Source organism: Streptomyces sp. NPDC060209, from assembly GCF_042728155.1.
Lineage (GTDB): Bacteria > Actinomycetota > Actinomycetes > Streptomycetales > Streptomycetaceae > Streptomyces.
Window position 1 is genome coordinate 39,599 of sequence record NZ_JBHWZS010000028.1, and the last position, 10,715, is coordinate 50,313.

Here is a 10,715-nt window from a genome sequence, read left to right on the forward strand (position 1 = left end):
TGAGGGGACCTCATGACCAGCTCCCGAAGCGGAATCGACGTCCCCGAAGGACCCACCACCGCGGTCAAGATGACGCTGCTCACCCTGACCACGATGGTGGTCGGCTCGATGGTGGGCGCCGGGGTGTTCTCCCTCCCGTCACGCTTCGCGCAGGAAACGGGTGTCGCCGGAGCACTGATCGCCTGGGCGATCGCCGGTACGGGCATGCTGATGCTCGCGTTCGTGTTCCAGACTCTGGCCGTACGCAGGCCCGATCTCGACGCCGGTGTCTACGCCTACGCCAAGGCCGGATTCGGCGAGTACCTCGGCTTCTTCTCCGCCTTCGGCTACTGGGCGAGCGCCTGCGTCGGGAACGTGACCTACTGGGTGCTGATCACATCGACGATCGGAGCCGTCTGGCCGGCTCTCGGCGACGGCGACACCGTACTGGCCATCATCGTGTCCACGGCCGGTCTGTGGGCCTTCTACTTCCTCATCCGCCGGGGGGTGAAGGAAGCTGCGGCCATCAACAGGGTGGTCACCGTGGCCAAGGTGGTCCCGATCCTCGTCTTCGTCATCCTCGCCCTGTTCTTCCTCGACACGAAGATCTTCGCCGACAACTTCGGCGGCGCGGACTACGCGGGCTCCCTGTTCGACCAGGTGCGCGGCACCATGCTGGCCACGGTGTTCGTCTTCCTCGGGGTGGAGGGCGCCAGTGTCTACTCGCGGCACGCCAAGCGCCGGGAGGACATCGGGAGAGCCACCGTCCTGGGATTCCTCAGTGTGTTCGCCGTCTTCGCGTCGGTCACCATCGTGTCGTACGGCATCATGCCCATGGCCGAGATCGCGGACCTCCGACAGCCCTCCATGGCAGCGGTCCTGGAAGAGGCGGTCGGGACCTGGGGACAGGTCTTCGTGAGTGTGGGACTGATCGTGTCCGTCCTCGGCGCCTATCTCGCCTGGACCCTGATGGCGGCGGAAGTCCTCTTCGTCGCCGCCCAGGACGAGGACATGCCGCGTTTCCTGCGCCGCTCCAACTCCGCCGACGTGCCCGTGCCGGCGCTGCTCATGACGACCCTGCTGTCACAGGTCGTCCTGGTCATCACCCTCTTCTCGGACGACGCGTTCAACTTCGCCCTCGATCTGACCAGCGCCCTGTCCCTGATCCCGTTCCTCCTCGCAGCGGCGTTCGCCGTCAAGATCATGGTGCGCCCCGACGAACTGACCGAGGGGACGGGCCGCGGGCGCGACCTCCCCGTGAGCGTCGTGGCGACCGTCTACACCGCCTTCCTCCTGTTCGCGGCCGGGCTGAAATTCGTCCTGGTCTCCTTCATCATCTACGCCCCCGCCACGATCCTGTTCGCGATGGCCCGCAGGGAGCAGGGCCGCCGGGTCTTCTCCCCGGTCGAACTCGTCATCTGCGCCGTCTCGATCGCCGGAGCCGTGGTCGGCGTGATCGCCCTGGCATCGGGGTGGATCAGTCTCTGAGGGGTCCCCCTCCCGCACCTGCCCGGCCCCTCCACGAGCGGGCTCCGCGGCCCGACCGAAAGGCAGCCCACATGACGAACACCTCCGCCCTGGACACGGCCCCCGTGCTCGGCGTCCATTCCGAGGTCGGCAAGCTGCGCAAGGTGCTGGTCTGCGCACCGGGTCTCGCGCACCGCCGGCTGACCCCGAGCAATGCGGACGACCTGCTCTTCGACGACGTGATGTGGGTGGACAACGCACAGCGTGACCACGCCGACTTCGTCGGCAAGCTCCAGCAGGCGGGCGTCGAGGTGGTCGAGCTGCACGACCTGCTGGCCGCGACACTCACGGACCCCGCGGCCAGGTCGTGGCTGCTCGACCGCAAGATCACCCCCAACGAGGTCGGCCTGGGACTCGTCGATCCGACCCGTGCCTATCTGGAGTCGCTGGAACCGCGCCGGCTCGCCGAGTATCTGATCGGCGGCATGGCCACCGCCGACCTGCCCGAGGAGTACCGGTCCGGCTATCTCGCCCTCGCCCGCGAGTCGACCGGCGCGCGCGAGTACCTGATGCCGCCGCTGCCGAACACCCTCTACACCCGCGACACCACCTGCTGGCTGTACGGAGGGGTGACGCTCAACCCCTTGTACTGGCCCGCACGCCACGACGAGACGCTGCTGATGAAGGCGGTCTACCGCTTCCACCCGGACTTCTCCGGCGCGAAGGTCTGGTGGGGCGATCCCGAACTGGACTGGGGCCAGGCCACCTTCGAGGGCGGTGACATCATGCCGGTCGGCAACGGTGTCGTCCTCATGGGAATGAGCGAACGCACCTCACGGCAGGCCATCACCCAGGTCGCCGCGTCCCTGTTCCGCCAGGGAGCCGCCGAACACGTCGTGGTCGCCGCCATGCCGAAGCTCAGGGCGGCCATGCATCTGGACACCGTCTTCACCTTCGCCGACCGCGACATCGTCACCCTCTACCCGAAGATCATGGACGCCGTCCACACCTTCTCCCTCCGCCCCAGCGACCGTTCACCCGGCGTGGAGGTCATCGACGAGGGATCGCGCCCGTTCACCGACGTCGTGGCCAGGAGCCTCGGCCTGCCCGCCCTGCGCGTGATCGAGACGGGCGGCGACGTGTACGCCTCCGAGCGCCAGCAGTGGGACAGCGGCAACAACGCCGTCGCCCTCGAACCGGGGGTCGTCTTCACCTATGACCGCAACACGCAGACCAACGATCTGCTGCGCGCGGCGGGAGTCGAGGTCATCACGATCGTCGGTGCGGAGCTGGGTCGCGGCCGGGGCGGCGGGCACTGCATGACCTGCCCGCTCATCCGCGAGCCGGTGGACTTCTGAGCACCGCCCCGACCCTGCGCACGGTCGGCCGCTCCGGCGCGGGTCACCGGCCGTCCCGGCCGGGAGAGGGCGGACTCGGGGTGCCGACCGTGGGAGCGGAAGGCTCACCCTCAGCCGTTCCGTCGCTCCCGCGTCAACGCCGTGGCACGGCTCATGTCGCGGCAGTCGTCCCCCTTCCCGCTAGAAGCTCAGCAGGTCCGGAACACGTAACCCTTCTCGTCGGCGGGGAGCACATCGAGGTCTCGCAGGACGAGGGAGATCCTGTCGCCCCAGGCGGAGCAGCTCTCGTCGAAGCCCACGTCGCCCTCGCCCTCGTATTCGATGGCGAAGACACGGTCGTCGTACGCGTCGGCGTAAGCGTCGCATTCGTCGAACTGGGCGCATTCCTCCGTCACGGCGAAGTCGAAGCCGATCGCGGCGTGCCGGTCGAGCAGGTCGGTGGTGTTCTTCTGCCCGATCGCCAGACCGTCGCTGTGCGCCCGTTCAGCCAGTGCCTCGGCGAAGGCGGCATTGTGATCCTGAGTCAGTTTGCCCTTCGACCGTTCGAAGGAGTCGAGATTGTCCGGCTCCACCGCCTGGAAGCCGCTCTCCTCGCAGCCGTCGATCCACTCCCCGACGATCTCCGCGAGCTGGGTGCGCCTGGCGGCCGTCGAGGTGTCCAGAAGCACTTCGTCCCAGCCCTCGTCGATGATCAGCTCCCCGTCACCGTCCCGCAGCAGGAGGTCCGGGTGGGTGTCCTGCCACCACTCCAGTGCGCCGGGCTGGGTCTGGAAGGCGTTGACGTAGCAGACGTTGTACTGGCCGGGGGCCGGCTCGTCCTCACGGTCACGGGACACCGCCCGCACCCCGTCGGGCGGCGTGTAGCCGCCACCGATCTGATAGTCGAACTTCATACCGGCCGTCGGCAGGACGACATCGGCGGTCTTCGTCCGCTGCGCGGGTTCGGCGCCGCCGGACGCTGCGCCGTCCTCGACGGCGCAGCCGGCCAGAACGCCCGCCACGAGGACTGAGGCCAGGCCCGTCGTCACGCCGGCGACCGCGCGCTTGCGGCGAAAGAACAGGGAAGGGGCGCGGCCGGCCACACGTATCTCCAGGTGTCAGGGATCCGGAAAATGGATCACCACCTATCCTCTGTCACCGCTCCGGAGGCCGGTCCCCCGGGGCGGCAGGTCACCGGGAAGTCCTCGGCGTGCTCTGCGGCCCACAGTGCCCAGAACCTCACGAACATTCCCTTGGCACCGAACAGGGGCGTCTCGCGCCGGCTGCCGGGCATCGGCAGCGGCGACCGACCGGACATCAGGAATCGGCCGCGTGCTCGTCGGCGAGCTGCTGGGCGCGGTCGATCTCGGCAATGTGCTCCTCGGCCCACTGGCGGACCGTGGCCAGCGGGGCGTCCAGCGACAGGCCGAGCTCGGTGAGTCCGTAGAACACACGCGGAGGCACACTGGGCTCCACGCGGCGGCTGACGAGTCCGTCACGGGCCAGTCCCTGCAGCGTGACCGACAGCATCTTCTGCGAAACGCCCGCCATGCGGCGCTGCAGTTCGGCGAAGCGCACCTCGTCCGGGGACGCTTCTGCCAGCACCTTGACGGCCATCGACGTCCATTTGCCGCCGATCCGGTCGAGCAGGCGCCGCGTCGGGCACTCCGGGTCGAACAAGTCACCGCGCGTGCCTTTGGGCGTACGCGCTGTCGAGGGGGTCACCTGAAGCTCACCACCTGGTGCAAAAGTGCGGTCTTGGCCGCTCCAGGGTAGTCACCTACCGTTCTGTTGTCACCATTGGTAACTACAGGGAGGCTCCTCATGCCCTTCTCTTCACTCCCCGGCTCCGCGGGCCAGGCGCCGGCGGTGGAGCTGCACCGCGTCGCGGTGAACGGCATCGATCTCAACGTGGCGACCGCCGGCACGGGGCCCGCCCTGCTCCTGGTCCACGGGTTCCCGCACACCTGGCGGCTGTGGACCGGCGTCCTGGGCGACCTGGCCGAACGGCACCGGGTGATCGCCCCCGACCTTCGAGGCCTCGGCGCCAGCACACATGCGGCGGACGGCTACGACGCCGAGACCCTCGCCGAGGATCTCCTGACCCTCCTGGACGCGTTCGGCGAGAAGTCGGCGTCCGTGATCGCCATCGACGCCGGAACCCCGCCCGCCTTTCTGATGGCCATGCGCAGCCCCGAGCGCGTCCACCGGCTGGTACTCATGGAATCGCTCCTGGGTACGCTGCCCGGCGCCGAGGAATTCCTCGCGGGAGGGCCGCCGTGGTGGTTCGGCTTCCACCAGGTTCCGGGGCTCGCGGAAACCGTACTGCCGGGCAACGAGGCGGCATACATCGACTGGTTCCTCGACTCGGGCACCCTGGGCCAGGGAATCGGGACCGAGACCCGGGACGCCTTCGTCAGCGCGTACACGGGCGCCGAAGCCCTGCGCTGCGCGTTCGCCTACTACCGCGCCATGCCTGCCACCGCACGGCAGATCCGGGAAGCCGTGGAAAACGGGCGGCTGTCGGTACCCACCCTGGCCGTCGGCGCCCAACCGGTGGGGAGGGCACTCGAACGACAGTTGCGGCCCGTGGCCGATGATCTCACCGGTCACGTCATCGAGGACTGCGGCCACATCATTCCGCTGCACCGGCCCGAGGCGCTCCTCCGCCTGGTGCGTCCCTTCTTCGCCTGAGACCCGCCCCAGGACAGGTTGCTGCACCTCCAGGAGAGTGTGCGCTCATACCCGGAGCCGCAGGGGACCGCCCCCGTCAGGAAGGACCGCCCGGGGTGCTGCGGGCGGCGTGGCGAGGAGGTCGTCGCCCTCGTCCGTGGCGCGGGAGAGCAGGACGCCGGGGATGTTGTCCTGGGTCGCCACCAGGACCGCGGCGGAGATGGCCATGGCGAGTTCGACGGCGTCCGGGCGAGTGAGAGGAGCCGTGTCCAGGCCGGCCGCGTCGAGCGGGATCAGCGAGTCGACGGTGTGCCAGATGCCCGCGTCGATCTCGCCGAGGAGTACCGCCCGCGGCACGGACGTGAAATCGGTCGGCACATAACGACCCGAGCCCTCGGGGAACTCGGCATGGGTGAGCCGCTGGTGGTCGTCGGAATCGAGGTCGATACCGATCCGGAGTTCCGCCCCGCCGGCGCCGCGCTCCGGCCCGGTGGTGCGGGTGACGACGACGAGACTTCCTGGCGCGTAGTAGGTACCGCTCCCGAGGGTGAGCGTGCGATGCCCGGCCGGGCCCTCGGAGAGCAGGTCTCCGGCGGCTCCGGCGGACATGAGCGCGATGTCCGCCCGGTGGGCCTCGATCGCCTGCAACCGGGCCTCCGCCCCTCGCAGGTGACCGGCCGTCGTGTACGCGCCCACCGGGGCGAAGCGCTCCGCCACCGCCCTGGCGACGCGCATCGACTCCGGCGGGGCGTTCGGCGGGAGCAGCAGGTGCACGGGGCTGAGCCGCGCCGCCGACCACAGCAGGGCCGCGTCCAGTTCGGTGATGTAGGTCCCTTGGTGTCCTCGGGCGACCAGGGACATCGCCCCCTCGTTCCTGAGGTCCTTCAGCGCCTTCTGGACCGTGCCGGATCCGACCCCCAGCGACTCCTGGTAGTGGACGGTGGTGGGCAGGCGCCCACCGACCCCTGCGCGGAGCACGTCCCGGGCGATGACCTCCCTGGGGGCGGTGCCGACTGGGGAGTTGGAACTCAAGGCTGCCATGGTCACGCGGTGCTTTCGGACTCCGGTGCGGATATGCGGACATGCTGTGGTGCGGCTGAACGGCCTGTCGGCGGGCTGACGCGGGTTCAGGCCAGGAGCGCCTTGGCACGGTCGACCGGATCACCATCATGGACGACCGCGTGCAGGGCCGACAACACGCGCTCCGGCCGCTCGGCCCGGAAGACCCGTCGGCCGAACATGACGCCGCCTCCGCCCGCGGTGACGGCGTCGTGTGCCAGTGCGAGTGTGTCGAGCGGGTCGTCTCCGCCCTTGCCGCCCGCCAGCAGGATCGGCACGTAGCAGCTCTCTGTGACCTGGGCGAAGGCTTCCGGCGAGCCGGGCCACAGTGCCTTCACGAGGTCGGCACCGATGTCGGCGGAGATCCGGCAGTACATGCTCATGACCTCGGCACCGAGTGCGTCCGGGTCGTCGCCCTCGAGCGCGGAGCGCGGCTCGATGATCAGGCCGAGGCCGAGGCGCTCGCAGTCGCGGGCGATACGGGCGTTGCGCTCCACCTCGGCACGCTCGAGCCGGGTGTCGCGCTGCCCCAGATAGAGGTACGTCATGACGGCGTCGACCCCGGCCGCGGCAACCGCCTCCAGGTCGGCGAGCTGGGCGAGCACGCCCTCCCCGCGGCCGTCCGCGCCGGGCGTGTAGATGCCTCGGGCGTGGTTCTTCCAGTCCAGATGGAGGATCAGCCCCGGCTTGTCGCGCCCGGTGAACGTGTCTTCCAGGAGCGGGACCATTCCGGGCGTCACCATGACGCCGTCGGCAGTGGTCAGTTTGCTGAAGACGGACTGGATCTCCGCCGTGCTGCGCAGTCCGGCGGGCGGACCGCTCGTCACCCCGTGGGAGGCGGCGACCACGACCGCCCGTCCGCTGGCAGGCCTGACCAGTCGCCCGAGGCGGATCTTCTTACCGGTACGCGAGTCCATGAAATCGCTCCAATATGCAGCTTGCAGAGAATTGCATTATGACCCTAGGATCCCACCACAGCGGCTGTCAATCGAGCCGCCCCGGCGGGCCGCCTCCGGCTCGCGCCCACTCGGCGCACGCCCCGCCTCCCCCGGAATCAGCAATTTCTGGAGCACCCATGACAGACCTCCCCGCCGTAGTCACCGCCCTGTCGCACGAGCTCGGGCCGGACGCCGTCCATACCGACGAGGTGTCCCTCACCGCCTCCAGCCACGACTCCTGGCCGCTCTCCACCAAACTCGGCAAGCTCGGCCGCCACACCCATCGCGCCGACGTCGTGGTCAGGGTCGGCTCGGAGGCGGGGATACGCGCGGTGCTCGCCGTGGCGGCGGACCACGACGTCCCCGTCACCGTCCGCGCGCTCGCCTCCTCCGTGACCGGACAGCCCCTTCCGGTGCGCGGCGGCATCGTGCTGGACGTCTCCGCCCTGCCGGCCACGTACACCGTGAACACCGAGGACCTGACCGTCGAGGCGTCCGCCGGCTACAACGGCGGACAGCTGGAGGCCGAACTCCAGGAGCGGGGCTGGACGCTCGGCCACTCGCCGCAGTCGCTGCACCGCTCCAGCGTCGGCGGCTGGCTCGCCACGCTGGCCACCGGCCAGTTCTCCTCGTACTACGGAGGCATCGAGGACCTGGTCGTCGGCTATACCGTGATCCTCGCCACGGGCGAGACGCTGCGCCTGTCCGCGGCGCCCCGCGCCGCCATGGGGCCGGACCTGCGCCAGCTCTTCCTCGGCTCGGAGGGCACACTCGGCGTCATCACGTCCGTCACCCTCAAGATCTTCCCCGTGCCGCCCGTCCGGCTCCTCGAGACCTACCGGCTGCCGTCGGTGGAGGCGGGCGTGGCCGTGATGCGGGCCCAGGCGGCAGCCGGGCTGCGGCCGTTCGTACTGCGGCTGTACGACACGGCCGAGGCACGTCACGCGCTCCAGGACGACACGGTCGACAGCCCCGTGATGTTCGCGGGCACCCAGGGACTCGAGGCGGTCGCCCGCGCCGAGTCCGACGCCCTGGGCTCCATCGTCACCGAGCACGGCGGCACCGCCACCGGCCCCGGCGGTACGGAGAAGTGGATGGCCAGGCGCTTCGACTTCTCCGGTGTGGAGAATCTGCTCGCCGAGGACGGCGGATACGCGGAAACGGTGGAAGTGGCCCACAACTGGAGCGGCGTCCTTCCCCTCTACCACGCTCTTACCGAGGCGCTCGCGCCACTGGCGGACGAGGTGCTCGCCCATTTCTCGCACGTCTACACCCAGGGCACCTCCCTCTATCTCATCCTTCGCGGGAAGGCCGCGAGCGACGAGGAAGCCGTGCGCCGGCTCGAGCAGGTGTGGTCCACCGCCATGCGCGTGGCCCTCGAACACGGCGCGGAACTCTCCCATCACCACGGCGGCGGCCTGGCCAGGTCCCCGTACACCAGGCGTTCCCTCGGGTCCTCGCACCTCCTGCTGCGCCGCCTGAAGAACGCCCTCGATCCGAACGGCGTGCTCAATCCCGGCAAGCTCGGCCTCTGATCCCACCCGCTCCGAGGAAAGGCCCCCGACCCATGTGGTTTCTCGGCATCGACATCGGCACCACCCATATCAAGGTGGCGGGCGTCGACGAGGACGGCACACCGCTTCCGGCCGGCCGCATCCGCACGCCCACGCTCGACGTCGGCGCACTAGTGTTCCACGACGCCGAGGTCATCTGGCGCGCCACCACCGAGCTCATCGCCGAGTACGCGAGGACGGCGGCAGCGCCGCACGGCCCGCTCGGCGGAGCCGCCGTGGCGTCCTTCGGGCAGGAGGAGTCCGTCGCCGTGGACAGCGCCGGCCGGATGCTGTACCCGTCGCTGGCGTGGTGGGAGCGACGCCCAGTGCGTGCCCTGGACGCGGAGACGGCCCACTGGCTCGATTCCTACGAGCAGTTCCAGGTATCCGGGCTGCGCCACCGGCTCGACCAGACTCCGGAACGCACGGCCCATCTCCGCGCCCGCGAGCCGGAGCTGTGGCGGTCGACGGCTCGCTGGGTGGACTTCTGCACCTTCGGCACCCACCGGATGACAGGCGAATGGTCCTGCGCGACCAGCCAGATCACTCACAGCCAGTGCTTCGAACTGGCCACTCTGGCTCCGCACGCGCCGGCGATGGAGAGGCTCGGGCTCACCCCCGGACACTTCGCTCCCGCGCTGCCCACCGGAGCGGACGCGGGGGAAATACTGCCCGCGTCCCTGCCGGGAGTCACCCTCTCCCCCGGTGCCCGGGTCGTCATCGGTGGCCACGACCAGGTCGTCGCTGCCCGTCAGGTGCACGCCATGAGCGGGGCCGAGGTGTTCGACTCCATCGGAACGTCCGAGTACCTCATGGTCGGCACCGAGACGTTCGTCCCGAGGACACGCTCGTACGAGCTCGGCCTCGACCACGAGCGTGCGTGGCACGACGACGGTTTCCTGCTCGGCTGCCCCATCCCCTCGGGCAAGGTCGTCCAGCTGCTCGCCGAACTGTTCCACGACGGTGATTTCGACGGCCTGTTCTCCGATCTCGCCACGACTCCCTCCGGCGGTCTGCCGTCGCTGCAAGTGAAGGTCGGCTCCACCGGCGAGGGCACCGAGGGTCTGCTGACACTGGCCGGCGTACCGGCCGGGGCACGGCCGGCCGAGGTCGTACGCGGCACGCTCGATCACCTGGCCGATCTGGCGCGTACCACCATCGGCGAGATGTGTGAACTCGCCGGGAGGCGGCCTGGGCAGGTCGCACTGATGGGTTCCCTCTTCAGGCGGCCCGAAATGGCGGCACACCGGCGTGAGCGCTGGGAGCTTCCGCTGCACATCAGCCCGCTGACCGAGCCCGTCGCCTCCGGTGCGGCGGCCGTCGCCAGGGACGCCCTGACGCGGTCCGGCGTACCGCACCCCGGCCACGACGGCAAGGAGACATCGTGAGCATCGCCATCACCTCGCTCAACAGCGCGATCGAACGGCTCCTGGTTGTGGAGACCCACCGGCCCGGCTCTGTCCACCGCCTGACCCGCAGTGAGACGTTCGCGGGCGGCAAGGGCGTCAACGTGGCCAGGGTCCTGACCCAGCTGGCGGCCGGCGGGCACGAGCCGTCCGCGCCGGTGCCCGCTCCTCAACTCCTCGGCTTCTCCGGCGGCCCCACCGGACGGCTCTTCGAGGACCTGCTCGGAGCGGAGAGTCTGGCTCACTCCCTCGTCCGGACCGCGGGAGCCACCCGGATCTGCGAGGTGCTCGTCGACCTGTCGG

Annotated in this window: 9 protein-coding genes and 1 pseudogene; 6 read left to right on the plus strand and 4 right to left on the minus strand. The window is 69.8% G+C overall.

Annotated elements, in window-relative coordinates; all coding sequences use genetic code 11:
- Nucleotides 1-12: 12 nt before the first annotated feature.
- The gene (locus ACFWFI_RS08625) at nt 13-1,467 is read left to right on the plus strand and encodes a basic amino acid/polyamine antiporter (protein ID WP_387387202.1); all 1,455 of its coding nucleotides are present in this window, start codon (nt 13-15) and stop codon (nt 1,465-1,467) included.
- A gap of 71 nt (nt 1,468-1,538) precedes the next feature.
- Nucleotides 1,539-2,804 carry an arginine deiminase gene (locus ACFWFI_RS08630; RefSeq protein WP_387387203.1) on the plus strand — a complete coding sequence of 422 codons (1,266 nt, stop codon included), beginning with the start codon at nt 1,539-1,541 and terminating at the stop codon, nt 2,802-2,804.
- Between the two features lie 188 nt (nt 2,805-2,992).
- On the opposite strand, the gene ACFWFI_RS08635 is transcribed toward ACFWFI_RS08630, so the two are convergent.
- Together ACFWFI_RS08635 and ACFWFI_RS08640 are read right to left on the minus strand one after the other, a co-directional pair.
- Entirely contained in the window at nt 2,993-3,886 is an 894-nt protein-coding gene (locus ACFWFI_RS08635; RefSeq protein WP_387387205.1) for an endo alpha-1,4 polygalactosaminidase, read from the minus strand.
- Nucleotides 3,887-4,100: 214 nt separating this feature from the next.
- Entirely contained in the window at nt 4,101-4,508 is a 408-nt protein-coding gene (locus ACFWFI_RS08640; RefSeq protein WP_387387206.1) for a winged helix-turn-helix transcriptional regulator, read from the minus strand.
- A 99-nt stretch (nt 4,509-4,607) separates the two neighbouring features.
- On the opposite strand from ACFWFI_RS08640, the gene ACFWFI_RS08645 reads away from it, so the two are divergent.
- On the plus strand, nt 4,608-5,477 hold the full coding sequence (locus ACFWFI_RS08645; protein WP_387387207.1) for an alpha/beta fold hydrolase: 870 nt from the start codon (nt 4,608-4,610) through the stop codon (nt 5,475-5,477).
- A gap of 45 nt (nt 5,478-5,522) precedes the next feature.
- On the opposite strand, the gene ACFWFI_RS08650 is transcribed toward ACFWFI_RS08645, so the two are convergent.
- Nucleotides 5,523-6,488 (minus strand): YhfZ family protein, encoded by a 966-nt coding sequence (locus ACFWFI_RS08650; protein WP_387387208.1) that lies wholly within the window; start codon nt 6,486-6,488, stop codon nt 5,523-5,525.
- 95 nt (nt 6,489-6,583) lie between these two features.
- Complete coding sequence (locus ACFWFI_RS08655; protein WP_387387209.1) at nt 6,584-7,432, minus strand: class I fructose-bisphosphate aldolase; 849 nt, start codon at nt 7,430-7,432, stop codon at nt 6,584-6,586.
- 158 nt (nt 7,433-7,590) lie between these two features.
- On the opposite strand from ACFWFI_RS08655, the gene ACFWFI_RS08660 reads away from it, so the two are divergent.
- The 3 genes and pseudogenes from ACFWFI_RS08660 to ACFWFI_RS08670 form a co-directional block, all read left to right on the plus strand.
- Nucleotides 7,591-8,988, plus strand: coding sequence for an FAD-binding oxidoreductase (locus ACFWFI_RS08660; protein WP_387387210.1), 1,398 nt, complete (start codon nt 7,591-7,593; stop codon nt 8,986-8,988).
- Nucleotides 8,989-9,020: 32 nt separating this feature from the next.
- Nucleotides 9,021-10,394, plus strand: coding sequence for an FGGY family carbohydrate kinase (locus ACFWFI_RS08665; protein WP_387387212.1), 1,374 nt, complete (start codon nt 9,021-9,023; stop codon nt 10,392-10,394).
- A pseudogene (locus ACFWFI_RS08670) lies at nt 10,391-10,715 on the plus strand (hypothetical protein); the annotation flags it as partial. The gene ACFWFI_RS08665 and the pseudogene ACFWFI_RS08670, both read left to right, overlap by 4 nt.

Excerpts from the sequence above, each read along its gene's own strand:
- ACFWFI_RS08625 (WP_387387202.1), top strand. The coding sequence starts at position 13 with ATGACCAGCTCCCGAAGCGGAATCGACGTCCCCGAAGGACCCACCACC.
- ACFWFI_RS08630 (WP_387387203.1), top strand. The coding sequence starts at position 1,539 with ATGACGAACACCTCCGCCCTGGACACGGCCCCCGTGCTCGGCGTCCAT.
- ACFWFI_RS08645 (WP_387387207.1), top strand. The coding sequence starts at position 4,608 with ATGCCCTTCTCTTCACTCCCCGGCTCCGCGGGCCAGGCGCCGGCGGTG.
- ACFWFI_RS08655 (WP_387387209.1), bottom strand. The coding sequence starts at position 7,432 with ATGGACTCGCGTACCGGTAAGAAGATCCGCCTCGGGCGACTGGTCAGG.
- ACFWFI_RS08660 (WP_387387210.1), top strand. The coding sequence starts at position 7,591 with ATGACAGACCTCCCCGCCGTAGTCACCGCCCTGTCGCACGAGCTCGGG.
- ACFWFI_RS08665 (WP_387387212.1), top strand. The coding sequence starts at position 9,021 with ATGTGGTTTCTCGGCATCGACATCGGCACCACCCATATCAAGGTGGCG.